Origin of the sequence: Flavobacterium ginsenosidimutans (genome assembly GCF_003254625.1) — a bacterium.
In the GTDB taxonomy this organism is placed as follows: domain Bacteria; phylum Bacteroidota; class Bacteroidia; order Flavobacteriales; family Flavobacteriaceae; genus Flavobacterium; species Flavobacterium ginsenosidimutans.
This window is the reverse complement of record NZ_QJRJ01000082.1, coordinates 484,569-505,952: the sequence shown is the minus strand read 5'-3', so window position 1 is coordinate 505,952 and position 21,384 is coordinate 484,569. Positions and strand designations below refer to the sequence as shown.

Here is a 21,384-nt window from a genome sequence, read left to right as displayed (position 1 = left end):
TCGCAGCAATGCGTTATTTCGTATATACCTAAAAACAGACTGCAAAATGAAACTAATTACATTATTGCTTTTAATGACCGTGCTTCCCATTAACTGGGAACCTGATTTTAATAATGCAAAAAAAACAGCAAAAGAAAAACATGAATTAATACTGCTCAACTTCTCGGGTTCAGACTGGTGCGGACCCTGCATTGTGACGCGCAGAGATTATCTTGAAAGCCAGGTATTCTCAGAGATGGCAAATGAAAATCTGGTACTTGTTAATGCTGATTTTCCAAGGAAAAAGAAAAATATCGGAACACCGCAGCAGGTTAAACGAAATGAAGATTTAGCCGAAATATACAACAAGGAAGGAAATTTTCCCCTGACGCTTCTTTTGGATGCCGATGGAAAAGTGCTTAAAACCTGGCATGGAAAACCCGAATCTACTCCTGAACAGTGGACTGCCGAAATAAAAGCGATCTGTGAGAGCCGAAAATAACATGCTTAAAAACCAAAAATATTCCGAGTCCCTAAAACTCATGGGGAACAGCTTTACCATAACAGTTGTTGCTGAAAATGAAAAAACAGGAAATGAGAATATTGCACTTGCCACCCAGGAAATCAAACGGATTGAAAAACTTTTGACTACCTATAAACAGGACAGCCAGACCAATCTGATCAATGATAACGCAGGAATAGCACCCGTTAAAGTAGATTTGGAGGTTTTTAATCTTATTGAAAGATCTATCGGAATTTCGAGAATCACACAAGGTGCATTTGATATTTCTTATGGAAGTATCGACAAAAGTCTGTGGAATTTTGACAAATCCATGACCAGTCTTCCTGATGCCCAGACCGCTCTCAAAATGGTACACCTTATTGATTACCGAAATATTATACTTGACAGGGAAAATACAACAGTATTTCTAAAAGAAAAAGGAATGCGGATTGGTTTTGGAGGTATCGGAAAAGGATATGCTGCCGAGATGGCAAAACAAATTCTTATAAAACATAATGTACAGAGCGGCATAATTAATGCCAGCGGAGATCTTTCGGCATGGGGACTGCAGCCCAACGGCAAAAAATGGACCATCGGTGTGGCTGATCCTGACTCGCCAAATGCGGCATTCTCCTATATGGAAATCTCAAATAAGGCGGTGGCAACCTCGGGCAATTATGAAAAATTCGTGACCATTAACGGAAAAAAATATTCGCATACCATTGACCCAAAAACAGGACTTCCGATATCGGGAATAAAAAGCGTGACCATTATCGCCTCAAATGCAGAATTTGCAGATGCTATGGCAACTCCTATAGCGGTAATGGGGATTAAAGCAGGCTTGTTTTTAATAGATCAGATACCGGATCTATTTTGTATTATAATTGACGACAACAACAAAATTTACACTTCTAAAAACATCAACCTGAAATGAAAAAGCCAAGGCAAAAAAATCTCGTGCTTTTATGCAGTATTGCTTTAACAGGCATTCTTCTCACATCCTGCACCTCTGTAAAGGAATACCAGAAAGGAAAAATCAACGATTCTGAAATGGTACTTTCCAACAGGAAAATAGAAAAGACAGAACTTAGTTTTCAATCCTACCGTGAGGGAGCTTCCGGGGCCAATTCAGGAAAAAGCGGCGGCGGCTGTGGCTGTAACTAATTTTCATACGATCAAAAAATGAAAAGAATATTCATTACAGGATTTGCATTATTGGCATTATTTCAGGCAAGGGCGCAGAATGTCCCGGCCGATTCTACCAGTTATAAAAGCAATAAATTAAAATTGGAAGAAGTTAATCTGGTTTCGAGCTATTATAAACAAGACGGAAACAATTCAGCCGTTACGGGTGGAATCGGTTCTGAGCATCTAACTGATATTGCCAATACCATTGATGTTAAGCTGGTAAAATACGGCCAGACCGGAATCAAGCATACCTTTGATATTGAAGCCGGTATTGACCATTATACCTCTGCTTCATCAGATATGATTGACCTGAGCGCTAATTCATCTGCATCGTCTTCAGACAACCGCTTCTACCCTTCTTTGACCTACCTTAGGGAAAATGAAGAAAAAGGAAGAACGCTTGGAATCGCCGTTTCATCATCAACGGAATTTGATTACCAGTCTTTTGGAGGAAATATTGCCTTCTCGCAGAAAACAAAAGACAGAAACGGGGAATTCACGGCCAAATTCCAGACCTTTATAGATCAGCTCAAATTAATTGAGCCCGTTGAACTTCGTGCTCCGGGAAGTGAAGGTTATGAAAGTGCTAACAGAAATACTTTTGCAGGGACTTTGAGCTACTCCCAGGTTGTAAACAAAAACCTGCAGCTAATGCTTGTAGGGGACGTCATCAGCCAGAATGGCTATTTAAGTCTTCCTTTTCACAGGGTTTATTTTGCTGACGGCTCTGTCCATCAGGAAAAAATGCCCGATACAAGACTTAAAATCCCATTGGGAATAAGGGCCAGTTATTTCTTGGGAGATAACGTAATTATTCGCGCTTATTACAGATATTATACCGATGACTGGAGCCTCAAAGCACATACGGCTGACCTTGAAATTCCTGTAAAATTAACACAGGCGTTTTCTGTGAGTCCGTTCTACAGGTATTATACACAGACAGGAACGAAATATTTTAAACCGTACGGCGAACACACCGCTTCTGATGAATATTATACCAGCAACTATGATTTGTCTAAGTTTGACAGCAGTTTCTTTGGGATGGGAATGAAATTCACACCTCTTAATGGAATTTTTGGGCTCAAGCATTGGAATACGCTGGAGATTCGTTATGGGCATTATACCAGAACTACCAATATGACTTCTGATATTATCAGCATCAACATAAAATATAAATAACACATAATCAAACAAGTGTAATGGATATGAATTTACGGCATGTTTATTGTTTTTATCCAAATATAATAATGAATTTAAAAGTAAAATCATGAAAACTTTAAAATATTTTTTGATCGGGGTATTATTCCTTTCATTTGGTTACGCTCAGGCTCAGGTATCAGTAAATGTAAACATAGGAACACCTCCTGCCTGGGGACCTGCCGGTTATGCGGATGCCCGTTATTATTATCTGCCGGATCTTGAAACCTATTACGATGTAAGCACGTCCAATTATGTTTATCTCAATAACGGAAAATGGGTGCGAACCAGATCACTTCCCTCTGCCTATCGAAACTATGATCTTTATAATGAATATAAAGTAGTACTGACTGATTACAGAGGAGACAGGCCTTACGACAGCTTTAAATCCCATAAAGTAAAATATGCAAAGGGCTATAAAGGAAAACCTCAAAAAACAATAGGACAAAAGCCAGGAAAAGGAAACAATAAAGATAAAAGCCACCATGATAATGGAAACCATAATGGAAATGGCAAGGGAAAAGGAAATGGTAAACATTAATTTAAAAGAGGCTTTGGGGAGCCTGTTTTTTTATCTTCAAAGAGCAGCCAATACCTCATATTTTAAAATATAATCCATAAAAGCTATTCAATCAGTCTATTTTACAGATCGGTTTTAAAACGGCTGCAATGATTTAGATTCATAAAAAAAGGGTTCATGACTTAATTTAAGTACAATGAACCCTTTCCATGAAACAGATGTTAATTTACAAATAAATCAGAAAGGAATTGATATTTATAACTGACTTTTATTCAAAAATAATAAGCACTATTACAATAGAATTAAGGTCCTTTGTAACTAACTTAAATTTACACGTATTTTATACAATTTTTATGGACAGCTCGAATTTAATTTGTTAGATCTAAACTTGCAAAAGTACCATTGATTTCTTTCATTACTTCAGTGAAAGCTGGGTGAACTTAATTCTGTCTTTAAAATTAAAAATAGTTGAAACACTTATGCTTTCATTGATTTTATTGTGCTTAAGGAAAGATAAAAGTCATTTTTTTTTACAGTATTCTTAGGGCCAACAAATGAAAATTTAAGTTTCTGTTGCACATCTGGATCTTTAGAAATTTCCCTCATTTCATCATCCATCCCTGAAGTTAAAGGCACTATGCCAGTTTTGCCATTCACCATATTTTTAATCATCAGGATCGGTGAGAACAGCAAGAGTTCAGCTTCCATACTTTTCGAAAAGAAAAATCCAAATCAAATGACTTTGCACATTACTATTATATGTTCATCAATGTTTAGAAAGCATTTTACATCAATCCCCAATAGTCTTAATGTAGCTTTATTAAAGATTTAATCTAAGCTGATCTATGATTCGAAGTCACTCTAAGTTTATAGGTATTTTTCTCTCTTGATTTATGGTAATTTTTTGACATTAATTCCAGTTCAGATTTATAGCTGTAATTACCATTAATCTAATTATAATAAATATCTAAATTATATGCATTATAGCCGCTGCCTAAGATATTAACTTGTATAACCATTTTATTTACCTATATTCGCTTAGTATAAAAATTACCTCATTTACCATCAAGGTATACGTTCTAAATAATTATTAAAATATAGGTGCTTTTCCAGCAAATTACTGCCGTTATTTTTCAAATAAAACATCGCTTACTATGAGCATTAAAGAAAAAAATGGTATTAAGGAAGTAGTGCTTTCTGATGAAAATAATTCAGAGAATAAGGTACATCCCACAGGAGAAAAGTTACCACTTCAGAAAATCAAAATATCAAAAAAAGCAGTTCAGCCTTTTAGCAACAGCATTAAAGCCGAATTTCACAATAAGCAAATAGAACCTGAAATTTTAGCACTTAAAGAACAACTTGATGCAAATGAACAGTATTTGTTAAATCTAACAAATGCTATAAACACCACAAACGCATCTGTTGAGTTCGATATGGATGGCAATATTTTAAATGCCAATAAAAATTTCCTCAAAATTATGGGCTACACTGCAAAAGATTTGCTGGGAAAGCATCATAGTCTTTTAGTTGATCCCTCCTATTCAAAATCAAATGCGTATCAGTTTTTTTGGAACAGCCTGAAAAAAGGTATTCATCAAAGGGACGAATTTATCCTGACGGCGAAAAACGGCAAATTAATATGGTTTTCGGGCAGTTATAATCCTATTTTCAATACTCAAGGGAAACCTTATAAGGTCTTAAAAATAGCAACAGACATAACACTTTCCAAAACACAATTTTTACAGCTGGCTGTCCAAGCTCAGGAAAAGGAAAAAAGATCATCTGAGTTAGTTATTGCAAATAAAGAACTTGCTTTTCAAAATAAGGAAAAGGAAGACCGTGCTGCAGAATTAATCATTGCAAATAAAGAATTAAAATTTCAGAATGAACAAAAAGAAAAACGAGCAGAAGAATTAATTAACGCCAATAAAGAACTGGCTATTCAGAGTATTGAAAAAGAAAAACGTGCTGCTGAACTTATAATAGCCAACAAAAAACTTGCTTCAGAAAAGATTTTGAAAGAGAAAAGAAAAGTGGAAAAGCTAAAAAGGGCTGCAGAATTAATAGTTAAAAACAGAGAACTTGCCTATCAGGAAAAGCGAAGCAGTGAACTGACCCTGGCTAATGATGAACTAAAAAAAGCGCAGGAAGAACTGGGATCATTTTCCTACTCAGTTTCACATGATCTGCGTGCACCTATTCGGGCGATTAACGGTTATACACAAATACTGATAGAGGACCATGCAGATTCAATAGATGATGATGGAAAAAAAATCATCCAAGCCATAGTCAACAACTCCAATAAAATGGGAATATTGATCGATGACCTGCTTGCTTTCAGCAAATTAGGACGCAAAGAGGTCTCATCTAGCAATATAAATATGACCTCACTAGTAAATGGAGTCATAAATGATATAACATTTGAAAAAGGTGAAAATACACCCATTTTTGAAATTGAAGAACTTGCCCCAGCAAATGGAGATTCCTCACTGATCAAACAGGTTTGGATCAATCTAATCTCTAATGCTATAAAATATTCAAAATACAAGCCAGAGATAAAAATCAAAATAGCATCAACGTTGCAAGACCACAAAATCATCTACAGTATAAAAGATTGGGGTGCAGGATTCGATATGGCTTATTATGATAAATTGTTTGGCGTTTTCCAGCGTCTGCACTCGCAGGAAGAATTTACAGGAACAGGCATTGGACTGGCGATTGTGCAAAAAATTGTCAGCCGGCATTCGGGAGCAGTTTGGGCAGAATCAAAACTAGATGAAGGTGCTGAATTTTACTTCAGCCTGCCGAATATTAAACATTAAAAAAACAAAAAAAATGGATTACGAAGATATTGAAATTTTATTTGCCGAAGACAGCATGGAAGATGCTATGCTGACCGTGCGCGCTCTTAATAAAAGCGGCTTTACAAACAAACTCCTGCATGTCAAGGATGGCGCCGAAGCGCTTGATTTTCTGTACTGCAGGGGAATCTATTCAAAGAGAAATCCAAAATTACATCCCAAACTTCTTCTCTTGGATTTAAAAATGCCCAAGATGTCAGGAATGCAGGTATTGGAAAAAGTCAAAAGCGATGATGCGCTTAAATCTATTCCAATAGTCATTCTTACCTCTTCCCAGGAAGATCCGGACATTGCAGAATGTTATAGTCTTGGTGCTAACAGTTACATTGTAAAACCTGTAGACAGCAACAACTTTTTTAATGCAATAAAAGAACTTGGGATGTATTGGATGATCCTGAGCCAGCCTGCTAATTAAGGATTTAACTTATATTCCTAAAACTATGATTCTATAGTAAATGAAAAAAGATATTAGAGCATTGATATTAGAAGACAATACTTCTGATGCAGATTTATTAATCCGTCACTTGAGAAAATCAGGGGTGTCGTTTGTAACAAAAATAGTCGATTCAAGAAATGTTTTTGAAGAATCTCTTGATACATTTTTGCCCGATATTATCCTATCAGATTATACGCTGCCTTCATTTGATGCTGTTTCTGCGTTTAAAATAGTAAAAGACAGGAGCCTTAATATACCCTTTGTCATAATTTCAGGTACTATTGGGGAAGAAAATGCTGTCATGCTTATAAAAGAAGGTGTTACGGATTATGTTTCCAAAAATAATTTCTCATCCCTTATCCAAAAAATAAATCGTGCCCTGAAAGAAGCAGAAGAATTAGTTCAGAAAGAAGAGCTTATTGAAAAACTAAAAATACAGACTGCAGCACTGCTTAAGGCAAATCAGGAACTCGAACTCCAAAATGCGGAGAAGGAAAAAAGAGCAATTGAGCTATTGAATGCAAATAAAGAACTGCTTGCTTTTAATTTTATCTCAAGCCATGACCTGCAGGAACCGCTGCGAAAAATTCAGACTTTCATTTCCATTATAATGGAAAAAGAGATCAACACGATGACTGAGGCGGGAAAAAACAATTTGAAACGCATACATGTCTCGGCAACAAGAATGAGACAGCTTATTGAAGATTTACTGGAATTTTCAAAAGTGAGTGTACTGGAACATCCCTATGAAGTGAGTGATTTGAGTGCTGTAATCGAAGATATTAAATCAGAATTTTCAGATGCAATTGATCAAAAAAAAGCTGTTTTTAAAATAAACGGATTAGTGCCTGCCTATATAAGGCCATTCCAATTTCGCCAGCTTATCTATAACCTGATATCAAACTCCTTAAAGTTCTCTATACCTGATATTGAACTTCATATTACCATACAATCTACTATAATTAAGTACAGTGAATTCAAGCTGCTTAATCTGCCAGGTAGTACGCAGGTTTGTGACTATTGGAATCTTACTTTTAAAGATAATGGAATTGGCTTTGAAGCTCAATACAACGAGACTGTCTTTATCATATTTCAAAGACTCCATCACATTGAGGAATATCCCGGAACGGGAATTGGTCTGGCTATTGTAAAGAAAATTGTAGAAAATCATAATGGAATTATAACCGCTGATGGTAATTTAAACAAGGGCGTTTTATTCAACATTTATATCCCAGTAATTAAACAAAAATTTTAAATTTATATTTAATTTTAGCCTTAGAAATCTATTAGATAATAAGGAAAATGGCATTGCACGCTATTTGTTCAATTATCGTATTAGTGCATGTAAGAGCATTAAAAACATTTTTAAACTCATAGCAGGAGCCCCATTTAAACGAGTTTTAAAATCACAAAACAGGCATTTTATTATTTGTGTTTTTTAGATATTTCTTTTCTGCCTTTTCTTTTCCAAAGAATAAATCCCGTAATAGAAAGTATTGCAGGACTGAATCCGGCAATTACATACAAAATTTTTATCCAAAAACTGTCATAATCCCCCCTGTGAAGCTGTTTCATGATCCAATAAAACCGGTCGGAAAATGATTTTTCTTCAATGCGTATGGTTTTGATCCAAGTTCCGTTATCACTGTCATAATAAACGTCGCTGCCTTTACCAAAATACAGCGGGTTTTGGGTATCAGAAAACTCACCGCTTACTATAATATCCGTTTTTTTATCAGCAGCTATTTTTACGGCAATTGGATTGAAATTTGGAATTTCCCGGGCATGTTTTATCACCTGGTCAATATTTGCCCTTGTCCGATAATTCTGTTCTTTCTTAGAAATTAATTCCCATTCAGAAGGTAAAAAAAGACTTTTATTCATCCAGAAACCTGTAAAAAAAAGAATAAAATTAAGCAACAGGGTCCAGACACCAATAATCCTGTGCAGCGAAGAATAAAGGGTTCTGGAAGATTTACGATTTAACTTCTCTTTAAAAACAAGTACAGCAAATATCTTTTTGCGATAAATGATCACACCTGTAATTAAGTTTAAAATTAATGCAATGGCCGCAATGGCCGTTATAAGCCTGCCTGGTTTATCAATTAAAAGGGAATAATGCGCAGCATACAGCCAGCGGAAAAAAGGCGATTGTAAAGAGCTAAAACTGCCTTCTGCTACAATTTTTCCAGAATAAGGGTCTACCATACAGCAATAGAGATAATTATCGCTGACATTATCCTGATAATTAAAAATCATAAATTCATAGGTGTCGCAGCTATTTCTGGGAAAAGTCTGCAGCATGATCTGCCGCGCCTGGGGATACCTCTCAGAGACTTTATGATACATCTGGTTTAATGAAATGGTTTTACTGCCCTTTACACAGCAATGCATTGGCGGATTATTGAAATACTCAATCTCTTTTTTAAAAACCAATAAAGCGCCCGAAATTCCAAAAAACAGATACAGTACCCCGAAAAACAATCCGAGGCAGCTGTGCAGTTTAAATGAGGTCTTTGTAATTTTTTTCAATGGAAGTTCTGAATTACAGCATTACAATTTTAATTTCAAAGATAAAATCACCTGGCGAAGGGTTCCCGGAGTAACCATACCACGGCCGCCATACCAATAATGTTCGTTGAGCAGGTTATTGGCAGAAAGTGAAAATACATAACGGGTTTTCTCAAAACTCAGCACCGAGTTGATTACCGTATAAGGATTCGTATAAAAAGAGCCATTGATATTATTGATCATCAGATCTTTACCATAATGACTGCCGCCTATACCTAATGAAAAGCCATTTAAAGCTTTTGACTGCGGAGCGTAATTCACGTACCAGGTTCCGGAAAGTTTGGGACCGGCATCTACAGGCCTTAGCCCTTGAGTAAGTGCATCGGAAACAATAAGTTTACTGTCATTATAAGCAAAACCAGCATGCAAAAACAGTCCTTTCATCGGATTTGATTCTAAATCTGCTTCAAAACCTTTACTGCGCTGCTCGCCATCCTGCAGATAGGAAGCCGTATCATTTGGATTTTGTCTTACCGCATTGGTTAGATCAATATTATAATAGCTCAAAACGGCATCCAACAGGTTCTTTTTCAGGGAAACTTTAACTCCCGATTCCCACTGGTTTCCATAAACGGGCTGGAAATTGGTCATCTGCCCGTTTACCGACTGCGGTGCCTGCGGCTGAAAACCATTCATATAATTAGCAAATAATGCTATTCTTTCAGGGATAATCTGGTAATTGATTCCCAATTTCGGAGAAACAGCCGTTTGTGTGTAATCCCCGGTAGTTGTCGCTGTTAATAAATCCTCAGTCCCTTTGTTATTGATGTAATTGATTCGGGCACTAAGCATTACACTTAAATTCTCCAAAGGGTTGATAACGTCTGAAATATATAGGGAATAATGATCCTGAATTGCCTTATAATTCTCTCCATAGGGTTTTAAGGCCAATTGACCGGAAATGTATTCATTATTAAAATTAGCATTCTCAGGATCTGTCCCAGCAGCTGAAACTTTAGTAAAATTCATAGATTTACTGGCAATCCCATAGAGATAATGATAGTATTCAACCCCCGCAATCAGCCGGTTTTTCACACTGCCAATTTTGAAATTCCCCACAAAATCCTGCTGGATCTGCTGGCTGGTAATGTTTTCCGGATACATTCTGTACACTCTTCGCGTCACATTCTGGCTGTTATCATCTAATCTTAATCGGATGTAATCGCCCGGAGTTTTATTATTGACTGAAATTAAATTGGTTTCCGATTTCCAATTCTCTGAAAGCCTGTAAATGACTTTTCCGTAAATATTTACTGCCTTATTATTGAGTGTAAGTGAGTTGTCATTGAAAGAACGGTAATAATCCAAATGGAGTTCATCTGCTGATTTAGCAGTCCCCAAAGCCACCTGGTAAAGCGGATTGTTGGTAGCGGTTTTGTTTAAAATTTCGGCATCAAGCTGAATATTTAAATCATCGCTGATTTTATAAGAAATACTTGGAGCTAAAAAAAATGTTTTTGAAAAACCCTGGTCCTGAAAAGTATCATTGTAGTTATAAGCGCCGGTTAAACGGGCAAGAACCTTTCCATCTTTGTCAAGAGGTGTATTGATATCAAGAGTTGCACGTTGCAGATTGTAAGATCCGCCCATTACAGTAATGTCAGCAAAAGTGGTCTGTTGTGGTTTTAGGGTAACCCGATTAATTAGTCCTCCAAAAGTAATCATAGTTGCGCCGCCTCCGCCAAAAATTACAGCGCTTGGTCCTTTAATTACTTCTAACTGGGCGATGTTTGCCGGATCCATATCAGAGGCCACATAACCGTTTACGCCATTTCTGAAGCTCGATCGGGTACGAAATCCCCGGATGGAATAATAAGGTGAAATTCCTGCCCAGCTGGGCGCAACACCTGTGGCATTTTTGAGCATTTCGCCTTGAGTGAAAAAATTTCTGTTTTTAATAAGCTGCGGTGAGACCGAAGCGGTCACCTGAGGATTTTCCAGGTTCTTGAGTGGCAATTTAGAAGCCAGTTCACTGGAAACATCTTTGGACTTTCTGACTCCTTCAATAATCACCTCGTCCATTAAGGTATATTTGCCCGATATGCTGTCTTTTTTTTGCGCATAGATTTGTAGTGAAGCCGTCAAAGCTGCCACAAAAAATAGTACTTTTTTCATTTTGTAATTTTTATATAATTGTAATTTTATTAAAGTGCAAGCAATCTTTCATTGTTATACAACAATGAAAAATTATTCCAATAGGAATTGCAATGGAAATTATAATTTATATAAAAAGAGAAGGGGGACGGAAAGTCTCTGTTAAAACAGAAACAGGCTTATTGTCGAATCTAGCCGAAAAGCCAGCTTTGATTTCAATAGGTTCTAATAATTTGAAAGTCTTATTTGAAGTGTTTAAAATGTAAACCAACTCTGTTTTTTCTTTAAGGTTGTTCTGCATTTTCTTTTCGTTGTCGTCGTATTTCTTTAGACTTTTTTGAAGTTCACAGCGTCCGTTACAGGTATTAAAAACCATTTTTCGCTGTACGCAGATTGTTTTTACAATTTCTTGCTGCTCTAGTTTAAAAGATACATAAACAAAAACACTGCCAAATGATGGCACTAAAATAATGCAGCCAAGCAATACGATTAGATACTTTTTCAAAGTTATTGTTTTGTTTATGGAGCGCAAAAGTACTCTTTTTTGTTTTTATCTTAAATAAAGTTCTTGTTTTCTTTACCAAAAAACACCACTTTGTCTATTTATAATACTTGGGATTAAAACGGTTCTCTCATACCTGTTTTTTTTAACATAATTCAAGGTGTTAACATTAAAAAGTTAATCTAATAAAGAACAATTGCATAACCATAATAATGCGACCGTCAAGACATAATTGAAGATCAATTGTCGTGGCAATGTCACGACAATCTTACTCAATAAATAGGTTGTTTTTTCATTTTACATCAATCCTGAACAGGATAACTAAACCAAATTTGTAAAGCCACTGAATTTCCCGCTCTCATTTTTTCAAATATAACTGTTGCTTCACTAAAGCAAAAAAATGGTTTGTTTCCGAATTGTCTTTTTAACTTTTTAGCCCCGATAGCAGTGGAAATCCTTTTGCGGCGGGGTTCGGCGCAAAAGATTGGAACGTATAGCGGGAAGAGCTCCTAAAAATTCTTCAGTATAACCCCACGAAAATTGGCATTTTGAAAGTGATATCCTTTATTTCTGCTTTTGGGCCAGTTACGTAAAAAATAAATTACCTTTATCCGGCATTACCACTTTCTAAGAAATCAAAATTTATTTAAGCTTTAAATCCAATCCTATGAGCCAAGAAGAATTATTGGTATTAATCCGCAAAAAAGATGAAAGGGCTTTCACCCATCTCTACGATATGTACTCAAAAAGCTTATTTTCGGTCATAAATGTTCTGGTAAAAAACCGGGAAGAAGCCGAAGATGTCCTGCAGGAAGTCTTTGTAAAAATCTGGAAAAATATCGATTCTTATAACGAAAGCAAGGGGCGATTCTACACCTGGATCCTTAATATTGCAAGGAACACATCGATTGACAAGCTGCGATCCAAAAATTTTAATAACAGCCAAAAAAACCTTTCTTCGGATAATTTCGTAAATCTGTTAGATGACAGTAATAAATTAGCTAATAAACTAGATGCAATTGGCATTCAGGAGTTCGTTAAAAAACTGAAACCAAAATGCATCGAGATTATTGATCTGCTATTCTTTAAAGGATATACCCAGCAGGAAGCTTCAGAAGAATTAGCTATACCTTTGGGAACTGTAAAGACACAAAACAGGAACTGTATCAATGACTTAAGGAATTATTTAAAGATATAATGGAAGCGAATCAATATATTGAGTCAGGCATTTTAGAAATGTACGTTTACGGCCTGCTGACAGAAAAAGAGAATCTGGAAATTGCCGAACTGGCCAGAGAAAACCCTGAGATTGAAAGTGAAATCATTTCTATAGAAAAAGCTGTTTCGGCCTTATCATCTAGCTTCTCACCTTTCCACTCGGCTGCCAATTTCGAGAAAATAAAAGCGCGTTTAGAGCTTAAACATACTAAAGTTGTCGATATAAAACCAGCATCAAACCTGCCGCAATACTTCGGCTGGGCGGCTGCAGTATTATTATTGCTAGGTTTTGGATATCAGACTTTAGAACTGGCAAAATCCAAACAGGCAGTCTCTGAGGCTGGAGGCAAAAAAAATAAAATTGAAAGAGAATATGCTATTTTAGACCAGCAGAATAAACAGACTGAGAAAAATCTGAGCATTGTGAGAGACATTAAAAATACAAGCGTTACTCTGGGCGGACAATCAGTATCTCCGGCATCATTTGCAAAAGTGTACTGGAACAAAGAAACAAAAACGACTTATATCGACGCGGCAGGTCTGCCAAACCCTCCAAAAGGAATGGTTTACCAGGTTTGGTCTTTAAAACTAAGTCCGGTGATTACACCGACAAGTATTGGTCTGCTGGATAATTTTGAAGAAAACTCTCAAAAAATCTTCGCTGTAAGCCAAACCGATTCAGCTGAAGCTTTTGGGATCACGCTGGAACCTGCAGGGGGAAGCCGTACACCTACAATGGAGCAGCTTTATACTTTAGGAAAAGTCTAATTCCATAAAAAGTCCTAACTAAAAAGCGCATATTGATACTAATCAATATGCGCTTTTTGGGATTCGATCTGCACTCTGGCGGAACTTTAACCAAACCCCTTAGCCATAGTAAAAAAATCTAAAATCATCGTCAAATTTTGACTTGAATAGTTTCTCTGTTAATAGTTTAAATTTGTGCAGCCAAAGTAGAATTTTAAAGCATCCTTTCAATAATTAGATACTTTCGACTTATACTTTATTTAATTAAAAAGTTTAAGCTTAACGTTTTTTAGCGTTTAACCCTCGAGGATGTTTATAAACTGTTTTTGACCAACAATTTCAAATAGTAATCTTCCAAATTCACTTGAAAAATAAGATAAATTGAAACTTAGCGTAAGTTAAAAGTTAACAGGATTCGAACGCCAAAAATGGAATAGACCCCATACTTCTTTTTTTAAAATTTCTAGTAATTGAAATAATGAAAACCCATTAAATCGTTAACTATTTATCATTTATTGAATTTTCCACTCTCACTCTCTGATTATCAATTATTGCTCAGCTGAGGCAGAAAATTAGTTTACTCCTCAAGCGTTTGGTACGCCGGCCCGCCTTTTTTATAACATGGATCAATGACGTGAGGCAATTTATAGTAAAAAAACTGATTATAAAATTAATTAATAATCATGTAATTATCACCAAATTAATTAGTCTAACTTTACCAAATGAGGAATTGATTACTCCCATGCAGAATTAAGTAAACATTTTTTGGAAGATTATGTTTATGGACAAGCCCGTCGCAGCGTGCACCGCAGCTGACGGGTTCTATTTTTGCATGGCTTGTTTCAGTACTCTGGTAAGCTTTGAAACTGAAACTGATTAAGCATTTATGACAGATTGATTTTGTATTTTTCTTCTATTGGTGAAGAAGCCTTATCCGGTGCAAGCTGTCCTATCTGAAATACTTTTTCAATGAATTCAATGCTTTGATCCACTGAAGTGTTTTCATTTTTTAAATGGCTGGCAAAATGGTTTGTTAATTTTTGAATAATTCTTGAACTGATTAAATCCATCTGTGCATCATCAAAATGGGTTGTTTTCCTTTTTTGAAAAGCAAATTCTGCTGATACAATATCATTTAGCTTGGATTTTAAGGCATGAATAGTCGGAGCACATTTTCGGCCGTTCACCCAGGTATTCAGTTCTAATTTCAGATCATCAATAATGGCTTCCGCAGCAGGAATATGCTGTTTTCTTTTTTCCAGCGTGTCATCCGTAATTTGAGACAGATCATCCAGATGTATTAAAGTTACACCGGGGATTTCTTCTACATTGGCATCTACATTGCTAGGGATGGATAAATCCAGAATCAATAAGGGTTTCTGTAAAGCAAGCGATGTTTTGTCAATAGTCGGATTTTGTGCTCCTGTAGCTACAACCAGCACATCGGCCTGCTGCAGTTCCTGTTTTAAATCAGCATAATCTTTTACAATAACATTCAGCTTGCCAGCCAGTAATTCGGCTTTGTTTTTTGTTCTGTTTATAAGGGCAATATGGCTGTTTTTAGTATGTTTTACTAAGTTTTCGCACGTATTTCTTCCTATTTTCCCCGTTCCGAATAACAAAATATTTTTATTCCCAATATCCGCCACATTTTGGATAATATACTGCACTGATGCAAAAGAAACCGATGTTGCGCCGGAAGAAATTTTCGTCTCCGTTTTAACTTTTTTGCTCGCCTGAATAACTGTATTTACCAACCGGTCCAGAAAAGTATTTACCAAACCTTCCCGTTTACTATTGTTAAAGGCGGTTTTAATCTGGCTGATGATTTCAAAATCACCCAGAATCTGACTGTCTAAACCTGTTCCTACACGAAACATATGGTTAACAGCTTCTTCATTTTTATAAATATACGCAGCCTGCTGAAATTCTTCTACAGAACCATTGCTGTTTTCGCAAAGCAATTTGATGAGTTCATAAGGATGATGGGCAAATCCATAAATTTCAGTTCTGTTACAAGTAGAAGTAACAATCAATGATTCTATACCTTCTGCTTTGGCTTGCATCAATAAATCAGATTGTGCTTTAGCATCTAAACTAAATTTTCCTCTTATAACTGCATCTGCTTTCTTATAGCTTAACCCTAATGCGTAAAAAGTGGTAGATCTGGACATATTAAAATTTTCCATATTTATGCTTTCCTTAAAAAGTTCAAAAAATTATTACTAAGTAATTTATATAACAAGGCTATAAGAACTTACTATATCGCTTTACAATACATCGATTCAAATTGGCGATTTTATATAATTTCCTGCCATTATACATGATATTAGACTTTCAAAATATTTATATACTGATTCTAAAATATTGTTAAGAGTCCCGCACTTCAAATAGTATTGAAATATAAAACGCTGCCTTTTTCAGGCAGCGTTTTGAGAAGAAATTTATTTTTGAACTATAGGAGTTCTCAATGATTCCAAAACAGCAACAATATCAGTATAAAGTTCTGTATTTGAAGCAACGCCATTCGCATTGGCCGCAGCTCCAACATATCCTTCAAATTTTGTATAATCTGCACTGCTTGATTTTGTTCCCATACGAGGATTTTTTGCAGGATCATGCGCAGCCGACATACTCAAACCAGAATATGTATTTACAGCATTGGTACCTCCGGTATTAAACGAAAAGAAATCAGTAAGGTTATCTGATAATTTAGCAATATTGGTAGACTGGGTAGTTCCAGTTTCTGCTAATAAAGGGGCAAAATGTGCCTGCAGATTACCCGACGCGTTCGATTGGATATCAGCAACAATCAATCCGATAGTTGAATTTACCACTTTGCGGAAACTCAAACGACCCTGTTCAATCATCTGTCCGGAATTATCAGGATCAGAAACCATTTTAGTTCCGCCTAAACGCTCGTAGATAGAAGCCTTAACCGGTGCTGGGGTTTCGTCGTCATTACTGCTGCAGGAAATCATAGCTGCCGATGCAGCAATTAGTACACTAAGTGTAAGTTTTGAATAAACTTTCATAAATTTAAAGTATTAAAGGGTTAATTAAAAAAACGATTTATCTTTTGAGACAGTCTATAGCTCAAACTATTTTGATTCATTGGGCATACTTCTTTGTCTGCTAAATTTGCCGGCAGTATATAACGCTGCGCATCGTAACGTCCTTTAGCCATCAGCTCGTTGAAAACTTTCTCAGAGTTTGTAATTTTATTATTGTGGAAGTACACCACAACATTTCTTTTAACGATGATAGAGTCTGATGTCAGGCCTTTTATGCTTCTCAGGTCGGCACAGATTTTTCTGGCCTGCAGAGAATCGATGTCTGATTTAAAATCGATTCTGCTTACCTGAAGATTCGGGGTGTCATAAACGGGCGGTTTGGCCGTTATAATGTGAAAAAGCAAAATCGCGGCAAACAGTACAAATATGCCGCTCAGAATTAAAAGTCCTTTTTTGATTATTTTATTAGTTTTCATAATTTTTATGGTTTTAAAATTATCTACGTGTACTTGATCAATGCGGTTTTAGAAATAGCAATAAATCGATCAATTTAGAATCATTTTAAATACAGAAATTACCTAATAATTTAATTATAAAGCAGATACTAGAAAACCCTGGCAAGATTAAATCCAAAAAATATATCTCCTTTTGTCCAGTCGCCAGTGGTTCTTCCCAGATACCCAGCCTCATCAATTGCCTGTGAACTGGTAAAATGCATCTGGAAAACATGACCGCCGGTTTCCAGATCAAAACCAATAGACAGCGGATTTTTATAAAGAGAATTTGACGCCCTGTTTAAATGCGCCGCATAATCCATATTTAAAGACCAGCGCTTAGCGAATTTATACCTCCCTCCAAATCCTATCGCATATTGGGAATTGCTTTGGTCTACGTCTTCAACAAAATTTTGATGAAAGAATGACGGCACAATTTCTAAAGAAAGTTTTTCAGAAAATTTTCTGGAAATCAGCAGCTGCGCAACATAAGTAAGCCTGTCTTTAAATTCAAGTTTAGGGTACAAGCTTTCTTTTAACGTGTTATTAATAGACAAACTATTGAACCCGGCGATAGTGACGGGAAAACCATCTTTTATTTGAGGAAATAGCATATACTTTATTGCAAAGTCATATGCAAATTCACTTCTGGCCGCACTTACATTAAGTCCATTTGTTACACCGTAAATAAATTTAATTTGTGTATTGGCATTATCGAGTCCATAAAACCCTTCAAAACCATCTTTAATAGAGCCGAATCGGTGTGCAACAACAAAATACAAATCGCCTTTTGCGGCCAATTTTGTAGACTCGAGATTAACAATTTTTAAGGCTTTGAATGCAGAGGTCACTTTTTCTTTTACAGAAGGAGTTTCTACTCCAGACAATAAATCGGTTTGGGAAAAGGTTAAAAGCGGAAATAAAAAAAATAATAGAATAAAGTTTTTCATGTGGTTAGTTTTAAATTGTTATTTGTATTAGTGTACAACTGAAGATTGGTCTATTTTAAATTCCTGAAGCAGTTCGTCATATCCTAAAAAACGCCCTTTAATTTTTAGGTTTTTCCCGGATATAATATTTTGCGGCAAACGGTCTTTGAATGTCACAAATACTTTTTCGCCCATAACAATACCATTGCCGGCTTTATCGATACTGGTTACCCGTGCAGATAGTTCAATTGTTTTGTCCTGATATTTGATGTAAGCCAGAGAGTCGTTTGAGGTAAACTCTCTCTCCAGTCCGCTGACCGTTACAGCATAATCGGCAGTTTCCGATTCTATATCCCTATGTCCTTTGTAGAGGTAGAGGTACGTTGAAATTCCGATTATTATAAAAAGGAAAATTGTAATTAGTATTTTTTTTCTCATAACTGGTTTTTAGTATTTCAAATTATCTACGTTAAAAAATACCTATTGGATTTAAAACATTAAATATGCCTCTTGCCAAATCTGTATTATTCTTTTCAACGTATATGATTTTGAAATGCCTGATGATCCTTAAAAAAATCATGCATTTATTTATAACTAAAAACCAATCTTATGAATTTAAAAACCCTTCTGGCCATCTCATCATTAGCTTCAATCTTTGTAAGTTGTGCCAACGATGATCCAAGTACTTTAATTGACTCTACACCAATTAATGGTTTGGCAACATACAACCAAAATGTAAAATCTATTATTGATAATAACTGTGTTGTATGCCATGCGGCAGTTCCTAAAAATGGCGCGCCAATGTCTTTAGTTACTTATGAACAGGTGAAAAATGCAGTTTTAAATAGAGGACTGCTGACACGAATTTCTTTAGAAAATGGAGATAGTTCCTTAATGCCGCAAGGTGGACCAAGATTGCCTCAAGCTACTATCGACATTATAAAAAAATGGAATCAGGATGGATTATTAGAAAAATAATCTATAACAGCAACATGAAGAAAATCATAATAATGCCAATGCTATTGGCTTCTTTTATTGTTTTTTCACAGGAAAAAATAGTAACTAAATCTGCAACAATAACTCTGGAAGCTTCAGTACCTTCTTTTCAGCCGGTTGCAGGAACTAACAGCAATGTAACTTTTGTTTTGAATCCCGCAACTGGAGAAGTGGCAAGTCTGGCTTTAATGAAAGGATTTGAATTTGAAATGGCATTGATGGAAGAACATTTTAATGAAAATTACATGGAAACCGATAAGTATCCAAAAGCTATTTTTAGAGGGCAAATAGAAGGATTCGACATTAAAAATCTAACTGAAGATTATAAAGATTACACCATAAAAGGAAAATTAGAAGTGCATGGAAAATCCAAGGATATAAGTGCCGATGCAAAAATTACAAGATCGGGTTCCAGAGTCACCCTTATATCTGATTTTGAAATAAATGCAAGTGATTTTAACATTCCGATTCCAGCGCTTATTAAATATAAACTGGATAATAAAGTCAAAATTCAAATTATTGCAGTTTTAAAATAAGACTGCGCAAAACAGGATGATTTTATAAAAAAATAAAGGCGAAATAATGAAAAAAACAATACTTATTGCAATGCTGTGTCTTTGCGCCATTGGCGTATCACAAGAAAAAATGGTCAGTAAATCGGCAAAAGTCATTTTTGAAGCTTCCGTTCCTTCTTTTGAAGAAGTTAAAGCAGTGAATCGGAATGTTACTTTTGTTTTGAATCCAGCAACAGGAGAGATTGCAAGTTTAGCCCTGATGAAAGGTTTCCAGTTTAAGGTTGCCTTAATGGAAGAACACTTCAATGAAAATTACATCGAAAGTGACCAATATCCAAAAGCCATATTTAAAGGAAAGATAGAAGGATTTGATCTTCAAAGCCTAAGCGCAGATGCTAAGGATTTTATCATTAAAGGCAAATTACAACTCCACGGTAAATCCAGGGATATAAATACTGATGCAAAGATAAGCAGATCACCATCAGGGGTCAGCATTTCATGTAATTTCAGCGTAAATGCCAGTGATTTTAATATCGAAATCCCAAATTTGGTTAAAAGCAAGCTTTCCAATAAAATAAATATCCAGTTTGCCGCAGTTTTAGAAGCCAATAAACAATAACCAGCTGGAAACTATCTCGAAAAGTCAATAATTTTTTATATCAAAAAAATGGAGGAAGAAATACAAATTGAGGACGGCCTTACCCTTATCCGTTTCCAGAACGACAGCTCAGAATCTTTTTCTGCACAGCACGAAATAGGTGCCGGCCTGATACAGTTTCATTTCGCACTAAAAGGCAATGCATTTTTTTTGTCCAGTCAGGATCATTGCACATTAGAATTGAAAGAGGAAAAATCACTGATTTTGTGCAATCTGCAGCATCAGTCATTGCTTAAGTTAGAACTTTCTCCAAATTCATGGATGATTTCTGTTATTGTTTCGATTAATAAATTTCACTCGTTATTTTCCGTTCAAGCAGATTATATTTCTATTTTAAGCCCCGATAAGAAGAAAAAAAAGTATTATACCGAAGGGTACATCAGTCCTGCTATGGCTGTTGTTTTGAGCCAGCTGTTTCATTACAGCCTTCATCCTTCCCTAAAGAACCTTTATTATAAAGGAAAAGCATATGAATTATTGAGTCTGTATTTCAATAAAATGGAAGATCCAAACGCAGTGCAATGTCCATTTTTGACTGATGAAGATAACGTGCTGAAAATCAAAAAAGCCAGAGAAATACTTATCGCCAATATGGCCGAACCGCCAGGACTGCAGCAGCTGGCAGATGAAATTGGGCTGAATATGAAAAAATTAAAAACAGGCTTCAAACAAATTTATGGTGATACGGTATACGGTTTTCTGTTTGACTACAAAATGGATTTCGCCTTAAAACTATTGGACAGCGGTTCTTACAATGTAAATGAAGTCGGGCTGAAAATAGGATACAGCACCGGAAGCCACTTTATTGCGGGATTCAAGAAAAAATTTTCCACAACCCCAAAAAGATATATAATGTCCATTAATACCAATCATAAAAACAGTTTCGCTTTTATAGATTAAGGCATAAATAAAAATATATTTGATTAATTTTAAGAAGCAACAAGTAATGAGTTTGAGGAA

Annotated in this window: 23 protein-coding genes; 14 read left to right on the top strand and 9 right to left on the bottom strand. The window is 35.8% G+C overall.

What is annotated here, in order from left to right; genetic code table 11:
* The first annotated feature begins 46 nt into the window (after positions 1–46).
* From DM444_RS22750 to DM444_RS22730, 5 genes are all read left to right on the top strand, one after another.
* Positions 47–481, top strand: a complete 435-nt coding sequence (locus DM444_RS22750) for a thioredoxin family protein (RefSeq protein WP_109193307.1) — start codon at positions 47–49, stop codon at positions 479–481.
* A 40-nt stretch (positions 482–521) separates the two neighbouring features.
* A complete protein-coding gene (locus DM444_RS22745) occupies positions 522–1,415 on the top strand; it encodes an FAD:protein FMN transferase (RefSeq protein ID WP_317047875.1) in 894 nt (297 codons plus the stop codon).
* The gene (locus DM444_RS22740; protein WP_109193305.1) at positions 1,412–1,645 is read left to right on the top strand and encodes a DUF4266 domain-containing protein; all 234 of its coding nucleotides are present in this window, start codon (positions 1,412–1,414) and stop codon (positions 1,643–1,645) included. The genes DM444_RS22745 and DM444_RS22740 overlap by 4 nt, the downstream gene beginning before the upstream one ends.
* 18 nt (positions 1,646–1,663) lie before the next feature.
* The gene (locus DM444_RS22735; RefSeq protein WP_111290898.1) at positions 1,664–2,848 is read left to right on the top strand and encodes a DUF3570 domain-containing protein; all 1,185 of its coding nucleotides are present in this window, start codon (positions 1,664–1,666) and stop codon (positions 2,846–2,848) included.
* Between the two features lie 88 nt (positions 2,849–2,936).
* Entirely contained in the window at positions 2,937–3,407 is a 471-nt protein-coding gene (locus tag DM444_RS22730) for a hypothetical protein (protein ID WP_109193303.1), read from the top strand.
* Between the two features lie 456 nt (positions 3,408–3,863).
* Here the strand turns inward: DM444_RS22730 and DM444_RS22725 are convergent, their stop codons facing one another.
* Positions 3,864–4,094, bottom strand: coding sequence for a hypothetical protein (locus DM444_RS22725; RefSeq protein ID WP_111290896.1), 231 nt, complete (start codon positions 4,092–4,094; stop codon positions 3,864–3,866).
* Positions 4,095–4,540: 446 nt separating this feature from the next.
* On the opposite strand from DM444_RS22725, the gene DM444_RS22720 reads away from it, so the two are divergent.
* The 3 genes from DM444_RS22720 to DM444_RS22710 are packed head-to-tail and all read left to right on the top strand — an operon-like array spanning position 4,541 to position 7,941.
* Positions 4,541–6,211 (top strand): ATP-binding protein, encoded by a 1,671-nt coding sequence (locus DM444_RS22720; RefSeq protein ID WP_111290894.1) that lies wholly within the window; start codon positions 4,541–4,543, stop codon positions 6,209–6,211.
* Positions 6,212–6,224: 13 nt separating this feature from the next.
* Complete coding sequence (locus DM444_RS22715; protein ID WP_109194853.1) at positions 6,225–6,665, top strand: response regulator; 441 nt, start codon at positions 6,225–6,227, stop codon at positions 6,663–6,665.
* A gap of 40 nt (positions 6,666–6,705) precedes the next feature.
* Complete coding sequence (locus DM444_RS22710; protein ID WP_111290892.1) at positions 6,706–7,941, top strand: sensor histidine kinase; 1,236 nt, start codon at positions 6,706–6,708, stop codon at positions 7,939–7,941.
* A 170-nt stretch (positions 7,942–8,111) separates the two neighbouring features.
* Here the strand turns inward: DM444_RS22710 and DM444_RS22705 are convergent, their stop codons facing one another.
* The 3 genes from DM444_RS22705 to DM444_RS22695 all read right to left on the bottom strand — a co-directional run bounded on the left by DM444_RS22705 (position 8,112) and on the right by DM444_RS22695 (position 11,856).
* Complete coding sequence (locus tag DM444_RS22705; RefSeq protein WP_111290890.1) at positions 8,112–9,218, bottom strand: PepSY-associated TM helix domain-containing protein; 1,107 nt, start codon at positions 9,216–9,218, stop codon at positions 8,112–8,114.
* A 21-nt stretch (positions 9,219–9,239) separates the two neighbouring features.
* A complete protein-coding gene (locus DM444_RS22700) occupies positions 9,240–11,279 on the bottom strand; it encodes a TonB-dependent siderophore receptor (RefSeq protein WP_262510520.1) in 2,040 nt (679 codons plus the stop codon).
* Between the two features lie 199 nt (positions 11,280–11,478).
* Complete coding sequence (locus DM444_RS22695; protein WP_236673041.1) at positions 11,479–11,856, bottom strand: hypothetical protein; 378 nt, start codon at positions 11,854–11,856, stop codon at positions 11,479–11,481.
* A 664-nt stretch (positions 11,857–12,520) separates the two neighbouring features.
* Here DM444_RS22695 and DM444_RS22690 point away from each other — a divergent pair.
* Both DM444_RS22690 and DM444_RS22685 read left to right on the top strand, forming a co-directional pair.
* On the top strand, positions 12,521–13,051 hold the full coding sequence (locus DM444_RS22690; protein ID WP_111290886.1) for an RNA polymerase sigma factor: 531 nt from the start codon (positions 12,521–12,523) through the stop codon (positions 13,049–13,051).
* On the top strand, positions 13,051–13,839 hold the full coding sequence (locus tag DM444_RS22685; protein WP_111290884.1) for an anti-sigma factor: 789 nt from the start codon (positions 13,051–13,053) through the stop codon (positions 13,837–13,839). The genes DM444_RS22690 and DM444_RS22685 overlap by 1 nt, the downstream gene beginning before the upstream one ends.
* Positions 13,840–14,702: 863 nt before the next feature.
* Here DM444_RS22685 and hemA read toward each other — a convergent pair.
* From hemA to DM444_RS22660, 5 genes are all read right to left on the bottom strand, one after another.
* Positions 14,703–16,007 (bottom strand): glutamyl-tRNA reductase, encoded by a 1,305-nt coding sequence (hemA, locus tag DM444_RS22680; protein ID WP_111290882.1) that lies wholly within the window; start codon positions 16,005–16,007, stop codon positions 14,703–14,705.
* 255 nt (positions 16,008–16,262) lie between these two features.
* A complete protein-coding gene (locus DM444_RS22675) occupies positions 16,263–16,853 on the bottom strand; it encodes a globin family protein (protein ID WP_095955078.1) in 591 nt (196 codons plus the stop codon).
* 20 nt (positions 16,854–16,873) lie between these two features.
* A complete protein-coding gene (locus tag DM444_RS22670; RefSeq protein ID WP_111290880.1) occupies positions 16,874–17,308 on the bottom strand; it encodes a hypothetical protein in 435 nt (144 codons plus the stop codon).
* A gap of 128 nt (positions 17,309–17,436) precedes the next feature.
* On the bottom strand, positions 17,437–18,276 hold the full coding sequence (locus DM444_RS22665; RefSeq protein WP_111290878.1) for a DUF5777 family beta-barrel protein: 840 nt from the start codon (positions 18,274–18,276) through the stop codon (positions 17,437–17,439).
* Positions 18,277–18,303: 27 nt separating this feature from the next.
* On the bottom strand, positions 18,304–18,693 hold the full coding sequence (locus DM444_RS22660) for a hypothetical protein (RefSeq protein ID WP_111290876.1): 390 nt from the start codon (positions 18,691–18,693) through the stop codon (positions 18,304–18,306).
* A gap of 171 nt (positions 18,694–18,864) precedes the next feature.
* Between DM444_RS22660 and DM444_RS22655 the strand changes: the two genes are divergently transcribed.
* Genes DM444_RS22655 through DM444_RS22640 form a run of 4 tightly spaced genes read left to right on the top strand, consistent with a single transcriptional unit; the run spans position 18,865 to position 21,324 of the window.
* The gene (locus DM444_RS22655) at positions 18,865–19,233 is read left to right on the top strand and encodes a hypothetical protein (protein ID WP_109193290.1); all 369 of its coding nucleotides are present in this window, start codon (positions 18,865–18,867) and stop codon (positions 19,231–19,233) included.
* 14 nt (positions 19,234–19,247) lie between these two features.
* The gene (locus DM444_RS22650; protein ID WP_111291220.1) at positions 19,248–19,787 is read left to right on the top strand and encodes a YceI family protein; all 540 of its coding nucleotides are present in this window, start codon (positions 19,248–19,250) and stop codon (positions 19,785–19,787) included.
* A gap of 46 nt (positions 19,788–19,833) precedes the next feature.
* The gene (locus DM444_RS22645) at positions 19,834–20,385 is read left to right on the top strand and encodes a YceI family protein (RefSeq protein ID WP_109193289.1); all 552 of its coding nucleotides are present in this window, start codon (positions 19,834–19,836) and stop codon (positions 20,383–20,385) included.
* Positions 20,386–20,433: 48 nt separating this feature from the next.
* Positions 20,434–21,324: an AraC family transcriptional regulator gene (locus DM444_RS22640; protein WP_109193288.1), complete on the top strand. Its 891-nt coding sequence runs from the start codon at positions 20,434–20,436 to the stop codon at positions 21,322–21,324.
* Positions 21,325–21,384: the final 60 nt, after the last annotated feature.

Bases quoted from the DNA above. Each gene is read 5' to 3' on its own strand.
- DM444_RS22750 (WP_109193307.1), top strand. From the start codon at position 47: ATGAAACTAATTACATTATTGCTTTTAATGACCGTGCTTCCCATTAAC.
- DM444_RS22735 (WP_111290898.1), top strand. From the start codon at position 1,664: ATGAAAAGAATATTCATTACAGGATTTGCATTATTGGCATTATTTCAG.
- DM444_RS22660 (WP_111290876.1), bottom strand. From the start codon at position 18,693: ATGAGAAAAAAAATACTAATTACAATTTTCCTTTTTATAATAATCGGA.
- DM444_RS22650 (WP_111291220.1), top strand. From the start codon at position 19,248: ATGAAGAAAATCATAATAATGCCAATGCTATTGGCTTCTTTTATTGTT.
- DM444_RS22740 (WP_109193305.1), top strand. From the start codon at position 1,412: ATGAAAAAGCCAAGGCAAAAAAATCTCGTGCTTTTATGCAGTATTGCT.
- DM444_RS22685 (WP_111290884.1), top strand. From the start codon at position 13,051: ATGGAAGCGAATCAATATATTGAGTCAGGCATTTTAGAAATGTACGTT.
- DM444_RS22720 (WP_111290894.1), top strand. From the start codon at position 4,541: ATGAGCATTAAAGAAAAAAATGGTATTAAGGAAGTAGTGCTTTCTGAT.
- DM444_RS22690 (WP_111290886.1), top strand. From the start codon at position 12,521: ATGAGCCAAGAAGAATTATTGGTATTAATCCGCAAAAAAGATGAAAGG.
- DM444_RS22675 (WP_095955078.1), bottom strand. From the start codon at position 16,853: ATGAAAGTTTATTCAAAACTTACACTTAGTGTACTAATTGCTGCATCG.
- hemA (WP_111290882.1), bottom strand. From the start codon at position 16,007: ATGGAAAATTTTAATATGTCCAGATCTACCACTTTTTACGCATTAGGG.
- DM444_RS22665 (WP_111290878.1), bottom strand. From the start codon at position 18,276: ATGAAAAACTTTATTCTATTATTTTTTTTATTTCCGCTTTTAACCTTT.
- DM444_RS22715 (WP_109194853.1), top strand. From the start codon at position 6,225: ATGGATTACGAAGATATTGAAATTTTATTTGCCGAAGACAGCATGGAA.
- DM444_RS22655 (WP_109193290.1), top strand. From the start codon at position 18,865: ATGAATTTAAAAACCCTTCTGGCCATCTCATCATTAGCTTCAATCTTT.
- DM444_RS22710 (WP_111290892.1), top strand. From the start codon at position 6,706: ATGAAAAAAGATATTAGAGCATTGATATTAGAAGACAATACTTCTGAT.
- DM444_RS22640 (WP_109193288.1), top strand. From the start codon at position 20,434: ATGGAGGAAGAAATACAAATTGAGGACGGCCTTACCCTTATCCGTTTC.
- DM444_RS22730 (WP_109193303.1), top strand. From the start codon at position 2,937: ATGAAAACTTTAAAATATTTTTTGATCGGGGTATTATTCCTTTCATTT.
- DM444_RS22700 (WP_262510520.1), bottom strand. From the start codon at position 11,279: ATGGACGAGGTGATTATTGAAGGAGTCAGAAAGTCCAAAGATGTTTCC.
- DM444_RS22670 (WP_111290880.1), bottom strand. From the start codon at position 17,308: ATGAAAACTAATAAAATAATCAAAAAAGGACTTTTAATTCTGAGCGGC.
- DM444_RS22725 (WP_111290896.1), bottom strand. From the start codon at position 4,094: ATGGAAGCTGAACTCTTGCTGTTCTCACCGATCCTGATGATTAAAAAT.
- DM444_RS22745 (WP_317047875.1), top strand. From the start codon at position 522: ATGGGGAACAGCTTTACCATAACAGTTGTTGCTGAAAATGAAAAAACA.
- DM444_RS22645 (WP_109193289.1), top strand. From the start codon at position 19,834: ATGAAAAAAACAATACTTATTGCAATGCTGTGTCTTTGCGCCATTGGC.